This is a genomic window from Achromobacter sp. 18P8.1.1, assembly GCF_057799415.1.
This window is the reverse complement of the sequence record NZ_JBYOKH010000007.1, coordinates 138,297-158,205: the sequence shown is the minus strand read 5'-3', so window position 1 is coordinate 158,205 and position 19,909 is coordinate 138,297. Positions and strand designations below refer to the sequence as shown.

The 19,909-nt window shown below is 66.5% G+C and carries 17 protein-coding genes; 8 read left to right on the top strand and 9 right to left on the bottom strand.

The window, feature by feature from the left end; translation table 11 throughout:
- Positions 1-8: 8 nt before the first annotated feature.
- The 5 genes from ssuE to AC27VE_RS07665 all read right to left on the bottom strand — a co-directional run bounded on the left by ssuE (position 9) and on the right by AC27VE_RS07665 (position 6,499).
- The gene (gene ssuE, locus AC27VE_RS07685) at positions 9-602 is read right to left on the bottom strand and encodes an NADPH-dependent FMN reductase (RefSeq protein WP_006227335.1); all 594 of its coding nucleotides are present in this window, start codon (positions 600-602) and stop codon (positions 9-11) included.
- Positions 603-625: 23 nt separating this feature from the next.
- Complete coding sequence (locus AC27VE_RS07680; protein ID WP_088591272.1) at positions 626-1,426, bottom strand: MetQ/NlpA family ABC transporter substrate-binding protein; 801 nt, start codon at positions 1,424-1,426, stop codon at positions 626-628.
- A 1,218-nt stretch (positions 1,427-2,644) separates the two neighbouring features.
- Positions 2,645-4,015, bottom strand: a complete 1,371-nt coding sequence (locus AC27VE_RS07675; RefSeq protein ID WP_488703476.1) for an LLM class flavin-dependent oxidoreductase — start codon at positions 4,013-4,015, stop codon at positions 2,645-2,647.
- Between the two features lie 20 nt (positions 4,016-4,035).
- On the bottom strand, positions 4,036-5,253 hold the full coding sequence (locus tag AC27VE_RS07670; protein ID WP_488703475.1) for an SfnB family sulfur acquisition oxidoreductase: 1,218 nt from the start codon (positions 5,251-5,253) through the stop codon (positions 4,036-4,038).
- Between the two features lie 4 nt (positions 5,254-5,257).
- Positions 5,258-6,499, bottom strand: a complete 1,242-nt coding sequence (locus tag AC27VE_RS07665; protein ID WP_488703474.1) for an SfnB family sulfur acquisition oxidoreductase — start codon at positions 6,497-6,499, stop codon at positions 5,258-5,260.
- Between the two features lie 222 nt (positions 6,500-6,721).
- Here AC27VE_RS07665 and AC27VE_RS07660 point away from each other — a divergent pair, with 222 nt between their 5' ends.
- From AC27VE_RS07660 to AC27VE_RS07635, 6 genes are all read left to right on the top strand, one after another.
- Positions 6,722-7,558, top strand: coding sequence for a hypothetical protein (locus AC27VE_RS07660; protein WP_427956041.1), 837 nt, complete (start codon positions 6,722-6,724; stop codon positions 7,556-7,558).
- Between the two features lie 40 nt (positions 7,559-7,598).
- Positions 7,599-9,287: an ABC transporter substrate-binding protein gene (locus AC27VE_RS07655; RefSeq protein WP_427956039.1), complete on the top strand. Its 1,689-nt coding sequence runs from the start codon at positions 7,599-7,601 to the stop codon at positions 9,285-9,287.
- 19 nt (positions 9,288-9,306) lie between these two features.
- Complete coding sequence (locus AC27VE_RS07650) at positions 9,307-10,278, top strand: ABC transporter permease (protein WP_488703473.1); 972 nt, start codon at positions 9,307-9,309, stop codon at positions 10,276-10,278.
- A complete protein-coding gene (locus AC27VE_RS07645) occupies positions 10,275-11,147 on the top strand; it encodes an ABC transporter permease (RefSeq protein WP_006226816.1) in 873 nt (290 codons plus the stop codon). The genes AC27VE_RS07650 and AC27VE_RS07645 overlap by 4 nt, the downstream gene beginning before the upstream one ends.
- A gap of 6 nt (positions 11,148-11,153) precedes the next feature.
- Positions 11,154-12,860, top strand: a complete 1,707-nt coding sequence (locus AC27VE_RS07640; protein ID WP_488703472.1) for an ABC transporter ATP-binding protein — start codon at positions 11,154-11,156, stop codon at positions 12,858-12,860.
- Between the two features lie 116 nt (positions 12,861-12,976).
- Positions 12,977-13,414, top strand: coding sequence for a universal stress protein (locus tag AC27VE_RS07635; protein WP_006226814.1), 438 nt, complete (start codon positions 12,977-12,979; stop codon positions 13,412-13,414).
- 34 nt (positions 13,415-13,448) lie between these two features.
- On the opposite strand, the gene AC27VE_RS07630 is transcribed toward AC27VE_RS07635, so the two are convergent.
- The 4 genes from AC27VE_RS07630 to AC27VE_RS07615 all read right to left on the bottom strand — a co-directional run bounded on the left by AC27VE_RS07630 (position 13,449) and on the right by AC27VE_RS07615 (position 18,144).
- A complete protein-coding gene (locus AC27VE_RS07630) occupies positions 13,449-14,459 on the bottom strand; it encodes a 2Fe-2S iron-sulfur cluster-binding protein (RefSeq protein WP_488703471.1) in 1,011 nt (336 codons plus the stop codon).
- Between the two features lie 12 nt (positions 14,460-14,471).
- On the bottom strand, positions 14,472-14,951 hold the full coding sequence (locus AC27VE_RS07625; RefSeq protein WP_006226812.1) for a GlcG/HbpS family heme-binding protein: 480 nt from the start codon (positions 14,949-14,951) through the stop codon (positions 14,472-14,474).
- Positions 14,952-14,980: 29 nt separating this feature from the next.
- On the bottom strand, positions 14,981-16,414 hold the full coding sequence (locus AC27VE_RS07620; protein ID WP_488703483.1) for an aldehyde dehydrogenase family protein: 1,434 nt from the start codon (positions 16,412-16,414) through the stop codon (positions 14,981-14,983).
- A 197-nt stretch (positions 16,415-16,611) separates the two neighbouring features.
- A complete protein-coding gene (locus tag AC27VE_RS07615; RefSeq protein WP_088589645.1) occupies positions 16,612-18,144 on the bottom strand; it encodes a hypothetical protein in 1,533 nt (510 codons plus the stop codon).
- A gap of 228 nt (positions 18,145-18,372) precedes the next feature.
- Between AC27VE_RS07615 and AC27VE_RS07610 the strand changes: the two genes are divergently transcribed.
- Together AC27VE_RS07610 and AC27VE_RS07605 are read left to right on the top strand one after the other, a co-directional pair.
- The gene (locus AC27VE_RS07610) at positions 18,373-19,116 is read left to right on the top strand and encodes a sulfite exporter TauE/SafE family protein (RefSeq protein ID WP_427956031.1); all 744 of its coding nucleotides are present in this window, start codon (positions 18,373-18,375) and stop codon (positions 19,114-19,116) included.
- Positions 19,117-19,195: 79 nt separating this feature from the next.
- Positions 19,196-19,909 carry a GntR family transcriptional regulator gene (locus tag AC27VE_RS07605; protein WP_035213942.1) on the top strand — a complete coding sequence of 238 codons (714 nt, stop codon included), beginning with the start codon at positions 19,196-19,198 and terminating at the stop codon, positions 19,907-19,909.

Genomic DNA, 19,909 nt, shown 5'->3' with positions numbered 1-19,909 from the left:
ATCTCCGATCAGACGCTGAAGCCGCCCGCAAGCGCGAGCCGGCCCAGGTCATAGGCTTCATGGGCAACGACGCCGCGCGGCAGCACCTGCTCGGCCAGCCGGTCGACCGAGTCTTCCAGCCGCTCGCGGACGTCATCGTCGATATGGATACTGCCGTCGTCTTCTACCCGCACCTGCTTGTCGGTGGCGTAGACGCCGGCCAGGATGTGCCGCGCGCCCAAGGCGGACAGCACCGGCTTCAAGCCGTACTCCAGCGCCAGAAGATGGGCAGGACTGCCGCCCGTGGCGATCGGCAGCACGACCTTGCCCGCCAACGCTTTTTCATCCAGAAGGTCCAACACGGCCTTCAGGCCGCCGGAGAACGACGCCTTGTAGACCGGCGTCGAAATCAGCACCGCGTCGGCGGTTCCTACGCGCGCCCGCAACGCGCCGGCCGCAGCGCCCGAATAGTGCCCTTCGATCAGCTCTTCGGCCGGGATGTCGCGCAAGCCCAATTCGACGACGCCCAATCCGCGCGAACGCAGCAGGTGAGCGGCGTGGCGCAGCAACGCGGAAGAACGGGAACGCTGTGACGGGCTGCCCGCCAACGTGATGATGCTCATGATGATTCGCCGGAGATCGCGCGTTAGAAAGCGGGGATGAGGGAACCCTTGAATTCCTTCTCGATGTAGGCGCGCACTTCGGGCGACTGGTAGGCCGCCACCAGCTTCTTCACCCAGGGTTGGTCGCGGTCTTTGGTCCGCACGGCGATGAGGTTGGCGTAAGGCCCATCAGCGGCCTCGCGCCCGATCGCATCACGCGCCGGCACCAGACCGGCCTGCTCGGCGTAATCGTTATTGATCGACGCCGCCGTCAAGTCATCCAGCGAACGCGGCAACTGCGCGGCATCCAGCGCCACCAGCTTGATCTTGCGCGGATTCGACACCACATCCAGCGGCGTCGCGGTGTTCTTCTGTTCGGCCTCTGGCTTCAAGGTGATGATCTTGTAGGCCGCCAGCAAGCGCAGGGCGCGGTTGCCGTTGGAAGGATCGTTCTGAATGCCGACCGACGCGCCTTCCGGCAAGTCGTTCAACGATTTGATCTTGCGGGAATAGAAACCCAACGGCGCGGTGACGGTCAGCCCGACAGGAACGATATCGAAGCCACGCGCCTTGATCTGGTTATCCAGGAACGGCTTGTGCTGAAACGCATTGGCGTCGAGGTCGCCGGCGTTGAGGGCAGCGTTGGGGAGCTGGTAGTCGTTGAATTTGACGAGCTTGATGGTGAGGCCGTCACGGGCGGCCACCTTCTGGACCACATCAAAGATCTTCTCCGCCGTGCCCACAGAGATGCCGACGGTGACGGTGTTCTTGTCTTCAGCGTGCGCAGGCGCGGCGAAGGCGATGGCAAGGGTTGAAGCGGCTAACAGGCGAAGCAGCGATGACATGAGGATGTGTCCAGGAGACGGAGTGATTAAGGGATTCTGTCATCGCGGATGGACGGGGAAAAATACTTAGTCGGTATGAAGTTATGTCTTGAGGTGGTGGTGGATACGAGGGTTATCGATTTTTGGAAATATGGGGATATTGCTGGGGGTTCTTAAACGTTTTAGGTTGGGTAGGTATTGTGTTGGGTGGAGGGTTCTTTTGACGCCCGGTGTGGCGGTGACCTGGGGTGCGCGGGTCAACGATTGCGGTCCGGAGCCTTCGCTCCGGACTGCCCCGTCGTCATCCTCGTCCGCCTTCGGCTCCCTTCGGATTCCCTCGGGCTTATCGACTCCCCGCGCACCCCAGGCCACCGCCACGCCGGGCTTCGGTGGTTGAATCTTTACCGGCGCTGGGGAGGGTGTCGTTCTTAAGGTTCTCGTCACCAATGGGGGGTGGTGGAGGATCTTGCGGGGCCCGCTCCCGGCCGGCCGCGCGGGCGGCCTTGGGGAGCTTACGCATTGTCTTGCGTCGTGAGGGGGTTCGCTTCGCGTGTCGGTCGGGGTGGGCGTTCTTATCTCCGGTTTTTCGGGGTTGGAATATCTTGCAGGTGGTCCTTGCTTGGCCCCACAAGGATGTTGTTCGTGTTCCGTAGGATGGGTGGAGTGCGTTCGGGTAGACCCAAGAACGCGGACCTGTGTCGCACGTAACCCATCATCGTCGCAGGTCACCAGATGGGTTGCGCGCGATGAACGTCTCAGTCCTGATGTCGGGTTTGCCGCGCTCCACCCATCCTACGAATGCATAGCCGAAACCCACGACAGTCTCCCTATTAGACGGGTGGCGCGCAAGCGACCACACCCCCAAACGACACCAGACGCGTATGCCGATTGGCGCCGCCCGGGCGGCGGCAATTCGACGGGCCCCGCAGCACTCGTCAGTAAACAGAGGCCTGACTGCGCCGCGATCCAAGACTTCCGTAGCTCGTCGGTGCTGTCGGCGTGACGGCGCGCAACCTTGATGCGCCCGAGGGAATCCGAAGGGAGCCGAAGGCGGACGAGGATGACGACGGGGCAGTCCGGAGCGAAGGCTCCGGACCGCAATCGTGGGCGCGCGCCGTCACGCCGACAGCGCCGATGGGCGACCCACGAAGATCTGACGACGGCTAACCAACAAAGCCCTGCCCACTGCAAACCCACGATTACCAGCCGACGAACCCGCACAAAATCCCACCCGCACCGTTACAACGCACTAAGCACCCCTCTCCTGCCTACATGTTCCACCGGCAATTCCGCCCTCCCCGCCCCAAACAGCTTCTCCCGTAACGGGCCTTCGGCGTAGGCCGTCTTATAAGACCCGCGGCTCTGCAACTCCGGAATCACCAGGTCGATGAAGTCGCCATAGCATTCCGGCGTCACCGTCCTTGCCAGGTTGAAGCCGTCGATATCCGTTTCGGCCACCCACGACTCCAGCTCGTCCGCCACTTGCGCGGCGCTGCCCACCAGGGCCGGGTATCTGCCGCCCAGCGCCATGTCCGCCAGCAGGTCCGTCACGGTGCGATCCGTTCGTGACACCGTCAGGTTCTTCACCGCTGACTCGATCGCATTGTTCTTCACGTACCGGATCGGCTCGTTCGCGCCGTAGCGCGAAAAATCGATGCCGGTTGAACTTGCGTAGTGCGCCAGCCCCGCTTCCGGGTTCGCGTAGCGCAGATACTCCGCATGCTTGTCGCGCGCCTCGGCCTCCGTCCTGCCTACCACCGCCGTCACGCCCATGAAGAACTTGATGTCGCGCGGATTGCGGCCCTCGCGGGCGACGGACTCGCGCACCTCTGCCACCAGTTTTCGCAAGCCCTCTTTGGTCTGGCTCGACACGAACACGCATTCGGCGTGCCGCGCCGCGAAGGCCTGGCCGCGGCCCGATGAGCCAGCCTGGTACAGCACCGGTGTGCGCTGCGGCGACGGTTCCGACAGGTGGAAGCCCTGCACCCTGTAGTACTTGCCTTCGTGATCCACCCGGCGCACGGCTGCGGGGTCCGCATAGACGCGCGCGCGCTTGTCGGCCTTGACCGCATCGCGGTCCCAGCTTTCTTCCCACAGCTTGTAGGCCACCTCCAGGAACTCGTCGGCGCGGTCGTAACGTTCGTCATGCGCGATCTGTTCCGACAGCCCCATCGCGCGCGCCGCGCTTTCCAGGTAGCCCGTCACGATATTCCAGCCGACGCGGCCATTGGTCAGATGGTCCAGCGTGGAAAAGCGCCGCGCCAGCAGATACGGCGCCTCGTAGGTCAGGTTGACCGTGACGCCGAACCCCAGGTGCCGGGTGGCGGCCGCCATGGCCGAAATCGTCAGCAGCGGATCGTTCACCGGCAATTGGATCGATTCGCGCAGCGTCAGGTCGGCCGAATCCTGGTAGACGTCGTACACGCCCACGATGTCGGCCAGGAACAGGCCGTCGAACAGTCCGCGTTCCAGTAGCCGGGCCAGATCGGTCCAGTAGTCCAGCGTCTTGTACTGCGTGGACGTGTCGCGCGGATGGGTCCACAAGCCGTGGTTGATGTGCCCCACGCAATTCATGTTGAACGCGTTCAGGAGGATTTGCTTCTTCGCCATGATGTGCGGTTCCGTCAGGATCAGGTAGTGCCCACGCGGCCGGGCGCGATGTCGTTCAGGTAGTAGTTGCCCACGGCGTGCCGCTTCCAGCGCACCGGGTCGTGCAGCGTGTGCGTACGCGCATTGCGCCAGTGGCGGTCCAGGTTCAGGTGGTCCAGCGTGGATTGCGTGCCGGCCAGCTCGAACAGCTTGGTGCCGGCGGCAAGCGAGGCTTCGGTGGTCAGCGCGCGCGCTTCAGCCACCGCGATCGCGGCTGCCGCCACGTTGGCGGGCGTGCCGTCGGCGGTGGCCGTGTCCAGCAGGCGGCCCGCCCGCGCGACCAGTGCGCGCGCCGCGTCCAGGCGGATGGACAGGCGGCCGAACTCGCTGATCGTCAGCGGATCGTCCGCCGCGCGTTCGACATTGGCGTCGATCCACGGCCGTGAACGGTCACGCACAAACACCACGGCATCCGCCAGCGCGGCTTGGCCGATGCCCAGGTCGATGGCCGCATGGATGATCTGCGCAAGCGGCTTGATCGTGTTGGGCGGCGCGGCAGGGTCGGCCAGCAGCAGGACGTCTTCGGCCGGCACCGCCACCTCCTTGAAATGCACCGTGCCGCTGCCCGTGACGCGCTGGCCAAAGCCCGACCAATCGTCGATGACCTCGACGCCCGGGCTGTCGCGGCGCACGATGGCCAGGCGCTGGATGCCGTCGTCATCCACCGTTGCCGTGGGAATCCATTGGGCGTAGAGCGCGCCCGTGCAATAGAACTTGCTGCCGTTGATGCGCCATCCGCCCTCGGGATCGGCGGTAAGGCGGGTGCGGCGTTCGGCGGCCGTGCGCGTGCCGGTCTCGGCCAACGCGTTGCCGAAGCGTTCTCCCGCCAGTGCGCGGGCATAGAAGTGGCGCTGCTGGTCCGCATTGCCGTTCACGCGCAGCACCTCCAGCGCGTAGTAATGGTTTTGCGGAATTTGGCCCAGCGAACCGTCGGCGGCCGAGATAATCGCCGTGACTTCCGCCAGCGTCACCCGCGACACCCCGGCGCCGCCGTGCTCACGCGGCACCGTAATACCCCACAGGCCGGACAGCGAATAGCGTTCCAGCTCCGGCAAGGGCAGCCGGCGTTCGCGGTCGCGCTGGGACGCTTCGCGGGCGAAGTCCTCGGCCAGGACGCGCGCGACTTCCAGCGCCTGCGCGTCGGTGTCGATGATCGCCGCACGGCGCTGCGCCAGGGACGAGATATTGTTGGTCGGCATGGCCTCAGATCCAGGAATGACGGTTGGGGCGCTGGCCGTTAAGCACGTAGTTGCCCACGGCGTGGTACTTCCAGCGCACGGGATCGTGCAGCGTATGCACGCGCGCATTGCGCCAATGGCGGTCCAGGCTGAATTCGGCCAGGGAGGCGCGCGCACCCGACAGTTCGAACAGCTTTTCGCTGGCCGCCAGCGCGACCTCGGTGGACACCGCCTTGGCGCGCGCCACCGCGATCGATGCCGCGGCAACGTCGTCGGCGTCCAGCGTCCGGCCACGGGCGTCGTCCAGCACCTGGGCGGCCTCGGTCAACAGCGCCTGGGCGGCGTGCAGATCGATATAAAGCTGCCCGACGTCCGCGATCACGTAGGGATCCTGCGTGGCCCGTTCGACGTTGGCCTCGACCCAGGGGCGCGAGCGCTCCCGCAGGAAGGCCACCGCGTCCTGCAGCGCGCCCTCGGCGATGCCGGCGTCGATCGCCGCCTGCATCAGCTGCGCGAACGGCCCCAGCAGAACGGGCGCTTGCTGCGCCAGCCAGGCGGGCAGGATGCTCTCGGCCTCCACCCGCACGTTGTCCAGCAGCACGGTGCCGCTGGCCGTGGTGCGCTGGCCGAAGCTGGACCAATCGTCCACGACGGACACGCCCGGCGCACCGCGTTCCAGGACGACCGTGACCAGCCTGCCTTCGGCATCCAGCACCTTGGTCGGTATCCAGTGCGCGAACAGCGCGCCCGTCGAATAGAACTTGCGCCCACTGACCCGATAGCCGTCGCCGTCCGGCACGAGCCTCGCCTCGATGTCGCGGGTATGTCGGGTGTGGCGCTCGGGGCCGGCATTGCCCAGCCGGCGCCCGGCCAGCACGCCCTCGTAGTAGTGGCGCTGCTGCGCCGGCGTGCCAGTCAGGCGAAGCAGGTTCAGGAAGCCGAAATGGTTCTGCGGGATCTGACCCAGCGACGGATCCGCCGCGCTGATGATGCGGAACACGTCGGCCAGCGTCACATGCGAGACATCCGCGCCACCGAATTCGCGCGGAACCGTGATGCCGCCCAGCCCGCTGGCCGAATAGCGTTCGATCTCGCGCCAGGGCAATCCGCGTTCCCGGTCGCGCTGGGCCGCGCCCAGTGCAAAGTCGGCCGCCAACGCGTGGGCGGCCTCGATCGCATGGGCATCATCCCGGATGCGGGCGGCAGGGACCAGGCGCGGCGCCTCGTCTCCGTCCTGAATTGCGGTGGTGCTTGAAGCGTGCGGCATGTTGCGCCCCGGCATTGGGAAAACATGCAGCCTATCGGTGCCGCGCCGCACGCGGAAGGACGGAATTCTCATGCGGTTATGTGAAATCGGTATATGCCGGATGCGCCCCGCTCGCCCACTGTTAGCAGCCATGCCGCGCATATAACGAAATCACCAAAGAATGTTTGCGGACGGCGTTGGCGCTTGCTTAGAGTCGAGACTTTTCCGCGTCTGCCACTCGCCATGCCTGAACTGGATTTCCCCCTGCCGCCCCTGACGCTGGATTACGACGGCGCGTTGGAAACACGGTTGTTCGACGACATCCGCGTTATCGTCGCGCCGCACATCCCGGCCGCGCGCATTGACCCGCCGCGCGATCTGGCAGACGCCGATGAACGCCGCAACGCCGCCGAATACGCCGTGTGGAACACGGTGCATGACCTCTTCATCACGCAAGTCGCAGCCCATGCGATCGCCGGCCTGTTCAAGGACGACACCGAATTCCAGTTTGCACTGGCCCGCCAGCTGGGCGACGACGCCGCCCATGCGGAATTCTCGCGTGGCCGTGCCGCGGCGCTGCTGGGCGCCGACCCGCTTGCGCAAGTCGAGCAAGGCGTGCAGGAATCCTGGGACCTGATCGGCGGCTTTGCGCTGCGCAACTGGCAGAACTTCCTGGCCTGGCAGTTCCATTACGAGCACTACATCCTGGCGCGCCTGTTCGTGAACCGGCGGACCGCGCGGGTACTGGACTTCGGCCATCGTGAATTCGGCGAAAACCGCATCCTTCCTGACGAGGAAGCGCATCGCATCCGCATCACGCAATGGTGGCTGAACAAGCTGGAACGCGCGGAACCCGCGCAGCGTGAAGACTGGGTGGCCGGCCTGATCCAGGCGGACGAGGACGTCCAACGCCGGCTTGGCCCCTATCTGCGCGATTCCTGGCAACTGAACCAGCGCGCCACCGGCCTGGACACGCGCGGCCACATCGCGCTGTACGACGCGTGGCGCCGCGAACTGCTGGCCACGCTGCTGCGCCGCGACCCCGACGATCTTCCCGCCCTGACCAGCCTGGCCGCCTGAAACAGCCGGCCGCCCCTCTCCAAGCAAGAAGGAAACCTTCATGACGCAGCAATTGCCCCCCGCCGGCGCGCCCGGCCACGACGACGAGCCTGCCAATCCCCTGCGTCGCTGGTTGATGAGCGCCGGCGCCTTGATGGGCGCCAGCGCACTTTTTCCGAACGTGATCTTCGCCCCCGCCTATGCCGACACCCAGAGCCTGCCGAACACGGTGGACGGCGCGGTGCGCGGCGGCGTGCTCAACGCGGTGGTGCATCCGGAGCCGCCGACGCTGGCCTTCTATCTGAATTCGTCCACGCCCACCGGCGCGGTCGTCAGCAAGATCTTCGACGGGCTTGTCGAGTACGGGCCTGACCTGAAGCCGCGCCCGGTCCTGGCCGAAAGCTGGAGCGTGTCCGACGACGGCAAGACCATTACCTTCAAACTGCGTCAGGGCGTGTTGTGGCATGACGGCAAGCCGTTCACCGCGGCCGACGTGAAATGGTCCGCCGAAGAGGTGTGGCTCAAGCATGCGCCGAGCGCGCGCCGGGTGTTCCAGTATCTGCAGAAGGTGGAGACGCCCGACGACCACACTGTCGTGCTGCACCTGTCGCAGCCCACGCCCGTGGCGCTGAACGCCATCGATTCGCTGGGTGCGCCCATCCTGCCGCGTCATCTGTTCGAGGGCACGGACATCCAGAACAATCCGTACAACAACAAGCCGATCGGCACCGGCCCCTTCGTGTTCAAGGAATGGAACCGGGGCAACTACATCGTGCTGGAGAAGAACGACAAGTATTGGCAGCCTGAACGCCCCTACCTGGACCGCATCGTCTGGAAGATCATTCCCGACGTGTCCGGACGCGCCACCGCGTTGGAGACGGGCGGTGTCGCCTACGGCGAGCGCAACCCCGTCGCCTTCACCGACGCCACGCGGCTGTCCAAGCTGCCCAAGCTGGCGGTGGACACCTCGGGCTACAACGGCTTTGCCGCCTGGCTCTGGCTGGAAGCCAACCTGCGCGATCCCATTTTGTCCAACTTGAAGGTCCGCCAGGCCATCGCGCACGCCGTGAACAAGCAAGTGCTGGTGAAGACAGTGTGGAACGGCTATGCCGAACCCTTCGTAAGCCCGGTTCCCTCGCTGGTGAAGCCCTATCACAACCCCAATGTGCAACAGTACCCCTACGACCCTGCGCTGGCCGAAAAGCTGCTGGACGAAGCCGGCTACCCGCGCAAGGCCGACGGCTGGCGCTTTGCCCTGACGCACGACTACATCCCGTTCGGCGACGACTACCGCCGCACTGGCGAATTCGTGCGCCAGGCGCTGCGCAAGATCGGCATCGACGTGACGTTGCGCGGCCTGGACCTGGCCACGTGGACGCGCAATGTCTTCACCGACTACAACTTCCAGCTCATCAGCTCGTGGGGCACGGTGCTGATCGATCCGCAGCTGGGCGTGGAAACACGCTATTGGAGCAAGGCAGAGGCCAAAGGCACGCCCTGGTACAACGCCTCCGGCTACAGCAACCCCGACATGGACCGCGCCATCGAAGCCGCGCAGGTCGAGACGGATCCGAAGAAGCGCATCGACCAGTACAACGAGGTGCAGCGCCTGGCGCAGCGCGACCTGCCGCTGATCGGCCTGTTCGAGTTCCGCTGGTTTGGCGTCTGGGACAAGCAGGTGCGCAACGTGACCGATGCGTCCTCGCATTCGCGCAATAACTTCGCCAACGTCTGGCTGGGCAAGGCCTGACGGCCGCCGGGAACCTGCCATGCGCCTGCCCCGCCCCGTCCGCTACCTGCTGCAAATCCTGTTCGTGGTGGGTGCGACCGCCATCGCCAACTTTTTCCTGCTGAAGTTGGTGCCTGGCGACCTGGTCGATGTGATCGCCTCGGAAAACAGCGGCATCACGCCCGAACACGTGGCGCAGCTGCGGGTGGCCTACGGGCTGGACCAGAGCGTGCTTGCGCAGCTGGGCTACTACCTGAAGAGTCTGCTGTCGCTGGACCTGGGATATTCGTTCCGATATGGCGAACCCGTGGCCGACCTGATCTTCGGGCGGCTGCCGGCTACGCTGGCGCTGATCGGCACCGGGCTGGCGCTGTCGGTGGCGGTGGGCGTCCTGCTGGGCGTGCTGGCCGCGCGCCGGCCGCACGGCCTGCTGGACACTCTGCTGTCGGCGCTGGCCACGGCCGGCTATTCGGCGCCGATGTTCTGGACGGCGTTGATGCTGATCGTCGGTTTTGGCGTGCACCTGAACTGGCTGCCGGTCGGCGGAATCCGCGACGTGGGCGCGGCCTACCAGGGCTGGGCGCTGTGGACCGACTACGCGCGGCACCTGACGCTGCCGGTGGCGACGGTGGCGATCTACTACGTGGCCATCTATGCGCGGCTGTCACGCGCGTCAATGATCGAGACGCTGCAGGAAGACTACATCCGCACCGCCCGCGCGCGCGGCAACGGCGAAGCGCGGGTGATCTGGCACCATGCGCTGAAGAACGCAATCCTGCCCGTCATCACGATGCTGGGCCTGCAAAGCAGCGCGCTGCTGGGCGGCAGCATCGTGGTGGAAACCGTGTTCGCGTGGCCGGGCCTGGGTCAGCTGTCGTTCGAGGCCATCGCCAGCCGCGACGTCAACCTGCTGCTGGGCATCCTGCTGATGAGCGCGGCGCTGGTGGCCTTGATGAATATCGCCGTGGATGCCTGCTACGGCCTGCTGGACCCTCGCGTGAGGAAGACATGAAACCGATTGCCCGCGCCGCGCTGCATCTGCTGCGCACGCCCTCGGCCGCCGTCGGCGCCGCCATCCTCTTGATCGTGCTGGCCGCCGCCGCCAGCGCGGCGTGGCTGTTCCCGGACGACCCGCTGGAAATGGTGGGCGCACCCTTCACCTGGCCCGGCGAAGACGCCAGCTTTCCCGCCGGCACCGACCTGATGGGCCGCGACATCCTGGCCGGGCTGTTTCACGGCGCCCGCGTGTCGCTGCTGGTGGGCGGCGCGTCGGCCGCCATCGCGCTGGCCATCGGCCTGTTGGTGGGCGCGTTCGCGGGCTATGCCGGCCCGCGCACCGACGCCGTGCTGATGCGCATCACCGAACTGTTCCAGACCGTGCCGTCCTTTCTGCTGGCCATCGTGCTGGTGGCCATTCTGGGCCCGTCGCTGTCGACCATTATCTTCGCGCTGGGCGTGACGTCATGGACCGGCATCGCGCGCCTGACCCGGGGCGAATTCATTTCCCTGCGGGAACGCGAATTCGTGCGGGCCGCGCAGACGCTGGGCGCAGGCCACGCCCGCATCATCTTCCGCGAAATCCTGCCTAACGCCCTGCCTCCCATCATCGTGACGACCGCCGTGCTGGTCGCCCAGGCCATCCTGTCGGAAGCCGGTCTGTCGTTCCTGGGGTTGGGCGATCCCAACGTGGTCAGCTGGGGCAGCATGGTGGGCGCGGGGCGCGAAGCCTTGCGCACCGCCTGGTACATGACCGCCCTGCCCGGCCTGACCATCATGGCCACCGTGCTGGCCCTGAACCTGCTTAGCGACGCCATCAACGACGCGCTCAATCCCAAACTGCGCCGGCAGCGCGTGGCCGCCGCGCCCGCCGCCGCGCGCTAGGCGACCATGACTACGCTGATCGATATCCAAGGGCTGAATGTGGCCTTTCCCGGCCATCAGGCCGTGCACGGGCTGGACCTGCAATTGCGCGGCGGCGAAACGCTGGCGCTCGTCGGCGAATCCGGCTGCGGCAAGTCCACCACCGCACTCGCCCTGCTGGGCCTGCTGCCGCGGCATGCCCGCGTGTCCGGCCGCATCCTGTTCGAAGGCCAGGACCTGCTGGCGCTGTCGGAACGCCAGCGCTGCGCGCTGCGCGGCGACCGCATCGCCATGATCTTCCAGGAGCCGATGACGAGCCTGAATCCGGTGCTGACCCTGGGCGACCAGATCGGCGAGGCGCTGCGCCTGCATCGGGGCGCCAGCGCCCGCGCCGCCCGGGCGCGCGCCATTGAACTGCTGGACCTGGTGCGCGTGCCCGAGCCGCAGCGCCGCGTGGATGACTACCCCCACCTGCTGTCGGGCGGCCAGCGCCAGCGCGCCATGATCGCCGCCGCCATCGCCTGCCAGCCCGCGCTGCTGGTGGCCGACGAACCGACCACCGCGCTGGACGTCACCGTCCAGGCGCAGATCCTGCAACTGCTGGACGACCTGCGGTCGCAATTGAACATGGGACTGCTGCTGATCACGCATGACCTGTCCGTGGTCGGGCAATGGGCGGACCGCGTCGCCGTGATGGTGCGCGGCGAGAAGGTCGAAGAAGGGCCCGCGGCGACGCTGCTCGCCCAGCCGCGCCACCCCTACACCCGGGGCCTGCTCGGGGCGTCGCTGCGCCTGGACGACGCGACCCACTACAGCACGTTGCGGCTGCCTGAAATCCGCACGCGCCTCGACCCCGCCTCGGGACGCCCGGTGTTCGGCCTTGTGACCCCTGACCGCGTGCCGGTTGCCGCCAACGACCCCATTCCCATCGGCGCGACGCCCTTGCTGCAAGTCGAAGACCTGCGCGTGCAGTACCCGACGGCCCATGGCGCAAGCACCGCGGTGGACGGCGTGTCGTTCCAGATCGCCCCCGGCGAAACCCTTGGGCTGGTCGGCGAATCCGGCTGCGGGAAATCCACGCTGTCCCGCACGCTGGTGCGCCTGCTTGCCCCGGAGTCCGGCCGGATCCTGCTGCGCGGCGAAGACACCGCCCAGTTGGACCGGCACCGCCTGACGGCCTACCGCCAGAGCGTGCAGATGATCTTCCAGGATCCCTATGCGTCGTTGAACCCGCGCCATACGGTCAACGACATCCTGGAGGCCGCCTTGCGCATCCACCAGGTGAAGGACCGCGAGGAACGCCGCCAGCGCATCGCCCGGATCCTGGACGCGGTGGGCCTGCCGCGCGAGGCGCTGGCGCGCTATCCCAGTGAATTCTCGGGCGGGCAGCGCCAACGCATCGGCATTGCCCGCGCACTGGTGCTGCGCCCAGCGCTGGTGATCTGCGACGAACCCGTATCGGCGCTGGACGTGTCCGTGCAGGCGCAGATCCTGAACCTGCTGGTGGACCTGAAGGCCGAATTCCGCTTGTCGTACCTGTTCATCTCGCACGACCTGTCGGTGGTCCACTATCTGGCCGATCGGGTGCTGGTGATGAATGCGGGCCGGATCGTCGAAGAAGGCCCCAACGCCACCTTGTGGCGCAACGCGCGCCACCCCTATACGCGCAGCCTGATCGATGCGTTGCCCCAAGGGCTTTCCCCAGGTGGCGACGCGCTACGCCGGAGCGCCTGAGCCGGCGCGTCCGGGCGGGTCCGCCTCCTCCTTATGCGGGACTGGATTGCGGGCAACGGCAAGCCTATACTGAATTCGCCGTTGCTCGACATTCCTTTTCCTAAAGGAGAGGCAACATGTACAGGCACTTGCTCATCGCCGTGGATGGCTCCCTGCTGTCTGAATCGGCTTTCAAGCGCGCACTCGTTTTCGCCAAGGAAATGGGCGCCACCATCACCCTCATCCGCGCCATCCCGGAGGACCACCTGCTGGTCTATCAGGCCGAGATGCTGGGCACCACGCAGCCGCCACATACCGACCAGGCGCGCAAGAACGCGCAGGGCTATCTGGACGGGCTGGAAATGGAGGCCCGCCATGCGCTGGTGCCCTGCAACATCGTCGTGGTGGTCAACGACCATCCGCACGAGGCGATAGTCGAAACCGCGAAGAGCCAAGGGTGCGACCTGATCATCATGGGCTCGCACGGGCGCCACGGCATGACGGGGTTCCTGCTGGGCAGCGAGACGCAACGCGTGCTGGCCAAGACCCGCCTGCCCGTGCTGGTGTTCCGCTAGGGCCCACCGCAGGCCCGGGCCGGGCGCCGCCGCGTCAGCCCGCAGCGGCCAGCGCGTGCTGGAAGGTGAAGCTGTCGGCGTACATGTGGTCCAGGCTGGCGCCGCGTCCGGCCAGCAGGTGCTTGGCCTGCTGGATCATGGCGGGTGCGCCGCACAGGTAGATGGCGTGCTCGGACAAGTCGTCGTGGTCTTCGAGGACGGCGTCCTGCACATGGCCGCGCCGGCCCTGCCAGCTTGCGCCGGCGCGCGACAGCACGGGCACGAAATTGAATTCGTACAGCCGCCCCGCCCAACCGGCGATCTCGTCTTTCAGATACAGGTCTTCCTCGGTGCGCATGCCCCAATACAGGCTGACGGGCGGGCAGTCCTCTTTATCCAGCAAGGATTCCAGGATCGCCTTGATCGGCGCGATGCCGGTGCCGGTCGCCATCATGATGAGCGGGCGCCAGTCTTCTTCGTGATAGCTGAATACGCCCAGCGGCGCTTCGATCGTGAGCGCCGCGCCGGTTTGCGCCTGTCCCAGCCAATGGTCGGTATAGCGGCCGCCCGGAATGCGCCGCACATGGAAATCCACCTGCTGGCCAGCCGATGCCGACGCCATGGAAAAGCTGCGTGTCTCGCCATCGGGCAGCAGCACGTTCATGTACTGACCCGGCACGAAGTCCAGCCCGGAATCCGGCAGCGCCAGCGTCAGATGAACGATGTCTTCGGTAACCGCTTCGATGCGCTGCACAGTGGCCGGCAGGCGGCGCGGTTCGGGAAACACCTGCCGGCTGCTGGCCACGCTGATGCACAGGTCGCTTTCGGGCCGCGCCTGGCAGGCCAGCGCATAGCCTTCAGCCGCCTCTTCCGGCGTCAGCGCCATGGGGAATTCCTCATAGCGCACGGTGCCTGAGGCCAGCTTGATGCGGCAGGTGCCGCAGCCGCCGAAGGTGCACTCGTGCGGCAGCTTGACGTCTGCGCGCCCGGCGGCCTCCAGCACCGATTCGTCGGCATCCACCTCGAAGGCGGCGCCGGTTTCCAGGATGTGCACGCGGTATGCCATGGCCGGCCTCGCTTATTTCTTGATGTCGGCCTGCACCAGCACTTTCATGCCGCGCGGCTCCAGCAGTTCGGCCAATGCCGCCAGCGCGGCGACGCCTGCCTGCGTGTCCTGTTCGCCGTTGCCGCCGCTCAGTCCGATACCGCCGATCACCTCGTCGTTCACCACGATGGGAAAGCCGCCGACGAACACGGCGAACTTGCCCTCGAAGCTCCACTGGATGCCGAAGGCTTCGTTACCGGGCAGCGCGGGGCCATTGGGCGGGGTGTTGAACAGATGGGTCGATCGCTTGTGCCCCGCTGCTGTGAACGCCTTGTTCCAGGCGATCTGCGGGCCGGTGATGCGCGCGCCGTCCATGCGTTCCAGGGCGATGGGGTAGCCGCCGTCGTCCACGATGCAGATGGATTCCAGCACGCCGATCGCTTCCGACTTGGCGATGGCCGCCCGCACCATGACGCGCGCTTCTTCCAGTTCCAGGCGATAAATCTGTTTCATAGGGATAGCCTCTTCGGTTGTCCGCGGCCTTAGCCGGCGCGGTAGACGGTCTTGATCTGCGTGTAGAACTCCAGGCCCACGCGGCCGGACTCGCGGAACGTGGAGGTGCTGGAGTGCTTGAGCCCCCCGAAGGGCGCGTTGATCAGGTTGCCGGTGGTGGTGCGGTTGATCTTCACGGTGCCTGCCTGGATGTCGCGGGCGAAGCGGTGCGCATAGCGCGCATCCGTGGTGGCGATGGCGGCCGACAGGCCGTATTCGGTGTCATTGGCCTTGGCAATGGCGTCGTCATAACCGTCGACTTCGATCAGTGCGATGACGGGGCCGAAGATCTCTTCGCGCGCGACGCGCATCTGCTGCGTCACGTCAGTAAAGAGCGCGGGCGTGACGTAGTAGCCGCGCTCGAAACCCGGGCCGGTCAGCACGTCGCCGCCGCACAGGTGGGTGGCTTCTTCCTTGCCCACCGCCACGTAGCTCAGCACGTTGTCCAGCTGCTTGCGCGTGGCTAGCGGGCCCAGGTCGAAGTTGCCGTCCAGCCCGTTGCCGAGCGTAAGCGTCTTGACCCGCGCCACCAGCTTGTCGGTGAACGCCTGGCGCACCTTCGCGTCCACCAGCACGCGGCTGGTGCCCGTGCACGCCTGGCCGCTGAGCGAAAAGCCGCCCTTCACGGCCAGGTCCACGGCGCGGTCCAGGTCGGCATCGGCCAGCACGATCAGCGGATTCTTGCCGCCCAGCTCCATCTGCGTGCGGGTGGTCAAGCCCGCGCCGCGGTGGATCTGTTCGCCTGCCGCGGTAGAGCCAGTAAAGGAGATCGCGCGCACCGCGCGCGCGGTGGTGATGGCGGGCCCAACGGCGGCGGCGGGGCCGACCACCAGGTTCAGCACCCCCGCAGGCAGCCCCGCCTGCACGAACGCCTCGGTCAGCCGGTAGCCAGACAGCGGCGCGTCGGACGACGGCTTGAACACCACGGTGTTGCCGGTGATCAGCGCTGGCGCGATCTTGCGCGCGGGGATCGAAATGGGGAAGTTCCACGGCGAGATCACCGTGACCACCCCCAGCGGTTCGCGCTGGCTGTAGACGACCATGTCGGGGTCGTCGTTGACGAAGGTCTCGCCAGTGAAGCTCTGGCCTTCCACCGCATAGAAGCGGATCGTCTGCGCCGATCGCAGCACTTCGTCTTTCGCCAGGTTCAGGCCCTTGCCCTCTTCCCGGGTCAGTTCGCGCGCGAAGGCGTCGGCGTGGTCTTCCAGGTATTGGGCGGCGCGGAAAAGGATGGCGGCCCGCTTGGAGATCGGCGTGTCGCGCCAGCCGGCGAACGCGGCATCGGCCGCCTCGACCGCGCGCCGGGCGTCTTCGGCGTCCGACACCGGGAAAAGCCCCACCACGTCGGACGTATCCGCCGGGTTGAGGTTGGGGGCAGTCCGGCCGGTGGCGCTGGGGACCCAGGCGCCGCCGATGTGATTCATGAATGCTTGCTGCGAGAGATCGTCCACGGGTGCGCGTCCTTTACCTGTGCGGGAATGGCCGGAAATCGGTCGTCTTAGATAGCTTCTGAACATTGTATACTTTAATCACTTCATGACGATACGTGGAAACCCCAGGCCTTCGGCGTGAAAAGGGGCCCCGCAGGGCCCCTTCCGCAGGGTCCGGACCCATCCGGGGATCAACTCCAGATCAATACGGCGCAGATGGTGGAGACGAAGAGCGCCAGCAGCACGGGCAGCAGCAGCGCGCGCACCAGCGACAGCACGTTCACCCGGGCAAACCCCGCCACCGCAATGAGCGACGACCACGCGATCAGGGTGCCGCCCCCGGTCCAGACCGCGCCCATCTGGCCCACGGCGGCCAAGGTTGCCGGGTCCACGCCCACCACCGGGCCCAGGGCGCCGGAGAGCGTGCCGGTCAGCGGCAGCCCGGCAAAACCCGAACCGTCGATGCCGGTGATCATGCCCACCAGCAGCACGCCGAACGCCACCAGGAAATGGTTTTCGGGAATCAGGTGCTGGCCGGCGGAGATCACTTCGAACAGCAGGCCGGGCGCCTGCGCCTGGGGCACGCCCAGGATCTGCGCGGCGGTTTCATTGGCGCCCACAAAGAAGAAGCCGGCGATTGGCAGCACCGAACCCATGGCCTTGAACGCGAAGACGAAGCCGTCCGTCACGTGCTCGGGGCACACGTCCAGCATCTTGCGCGGGCCTTCGGCGGCCAGCGTCACCAGCATCATCACCACGAAGGCCACGCCGCCGACCAGCGCCGCGGCGTCGCCGCCACGCAGGGCGGGCAACGACGGGAACAGGCGTGGCACCACCATCACGGCGATCACGGCCAGGAACGCCAGGGGCGTCACTACGGCAAACGTCTTGGACCAGCGCACGCGGCGGCGTTCTTCGTCGTCCAGCACGGGGCCTTGGGGCAGCGCCGGGTCCGCGCCCATGGTGCCGCGCGCCAGTTCCGCCTTGTCGAACGAGCCCGATTGTTCGATGCGCGCCAGGCTGCCGTCCTGGGCGCGAGCCTGCCACGCATCCAGCAACGCGGGGCTCGCGGGCACGATGTGCTTGCGGATCAGCAGGTAGGCCACCACCAGCGCCACGGCGCCGGTGATCAGCGACAGCACCAGCGCGCGGTCGGCCACCACGGCCGCGCTGACCGCCGCGCCCGCCGCCTTGGCGCTGATACTGGGCGCCACGCCGATCACATAGTCCGACGACAGCGCCATGCCCTGGCCAGCGATGGCGATCGCCATGGCGCCGGCCAGCGGCGGCAGCCCGGCAGCGATGGCCGCGGGCAGCAGGATGGCCGACACCAGCGGCACGGCCGGCGTGGGCCAGAAGAACAGCGAAATGACATAGGTACAGAGGGCGATGATCACGAACGAGGAATGCCCGCCGCGCATCACCCGACGGAACGGCTGCACCATGCGCACGTCCGCCTGCAAGGTCTTCAAGGCGTTGAGCAGGGCCGTCATGAAGGTGATGACCAGAAAGATGTTGAACAGCTCTTTGGCTGCCACGAAGCTGGCCGAAAAGATGCCGATCAGCGCGCTGATCGGGTTGCCCGTGATGGCCAGCACCACGAGGAAAGTGCCGATTACCGATGGCACCACCACGTTGGCCCGCAAGATCATCGTCAGGATGATGGCGGCCACGCTGAGCAGGTACATCCAGTGAGCAGCGTTGAGCACGACGTCGGATTGCATGCGCGATTCCCCTTGTGACGTGGCTGTTAGGTCGCCACAATCGGTATACTATATTTCGTTGTGAGCCATACCAATCGAAATATGCACCGCCTAGGGAAACCGATAATTCTGAAAAACCCATGAATAACGGCGAAAAATCAGGGGTTTACCCTTGCATTTCCTGATTTCACCAGAACCACCGATTGTCACGGATTGACTATCGTATACATATAAGGCTACATACCCCCCATGCTGCCCACCCTGCCGTTTCCGGATTTCTCGCACTACGCCGCCATGGCGCTGGTGGTGTTCGGCGCCGCGCTGGCGCAAGGGGTGGGGGGCATCGGCTTCGCGATGTTCGCGGCCCCCGTGGCCGCCATGTTCTTCCCTCAGTTGGCGCCCGGGCCGCTGCTGACGCTGGGCGGCTTCATCTCGCTGTTGACCGCGCTGCGCGAGCGCGCCTTCATCGACTGGTCTGCCGTGTCGTACGCGCTGGCCGGCCGCGTGGTGGGCACGCTGATCGCCATCTACGCCATGGCGCGCTTTGCGCCGCAGGCGCTGGGCGTGCTGTTCGCCTGCCTGATCCTGGCGGCCGTCGCGCTCAGCGTGGCGGGCCTGCGCTTTACCGCCACGCCGGGCCGCGTGTCGGGCGCCGGCGTGGCTTCCGGCATCATGGGCACGATGACGTCCGTCGGCGCGCCACCCATCGCCATCGTGCTGCAGCACACCGCGCCGCCGCGCCTGCGCGCCACCCTGGGCGTGGTGCTGTTCCTGGGATCGATCTTCTCGCTGGCCATGCTGGCGCTGGCCAACCGGTATACGGCTTACCACGCCGGGCTGGCGCTTAGTCTTGCTCCTTTCCTGCTGGCCGGTTTTGCGGTCTCCAACCGGCTGCGCACCCTGTTGCCGCCGCATGCCGTGCGCAGCGTATTGCTGGCGGTGTGCGCACTCGGCGCGGTAGGGGTGCTGGTCAAAGCCTTCTGGGGCGCCTGATGCGGCGCCTTCGCAACGGCACGCGGCTACACCCGGTAATACAATGGAGACTGTATCCATTAATCCATACATGCTCGCCATGACCACTTCGCCCGTCAGCCCGCAAGCCGTAGAGACGCAGTCTTCCGCTCCGCTGAAGATCGGCGAGCAGCATCCGCAGTTGTTCGCCGTCATCCGCGACAAGTTGCGCGAACGCATCCTCAGCGGCGAGTTCACGCCGGGCGACCGCCTGGTCGAGGGCCGGCTGTCCGAGGAAATGGGCGTGTCACGCATCCCGGTGCGCGAGGCGTTGCGCGCGCTGGCGGCCGAGGGGCTCGTCACCATCGAGCCGCGCCGCGGCGCCTCCGTGTCGGTGCTGTCCGACGCGGTGGCCTACGACATGGTGGAAGTGCGCGCCACGCTGGAAGGGCTGAACGCCAAGCTGGCGGCGCAACGGCGCGACGCGAAGACCGTCGAACGCCTGCAGGCGTTCCTGCGCGAAGGCACGGAAGCCGCGCGCAGCGAACAGCTGGACAAGTTCCTGGCGTTGAATTCGCAGTTCCACGAAATGCTGGCCACCATCGGCGGCAACGTGGTGCTGACCGACCTGATGCGTTCGCTGCGCGACCGCACGGCGCTGCTGTTCGCGCCCAGCAACATGCACCGAGCCAAGGCGAACTGGGACGAGCACTCACAGATCCTGAACGCCGTCATCGCCGGCAACGGCGACTTGGCCGCACTGCTGGCCAGCCAGCACGTGCACAACGCGGCCAAGGCCTATACCGACACCCAGCAGCACGCCTCGGCGGACTGA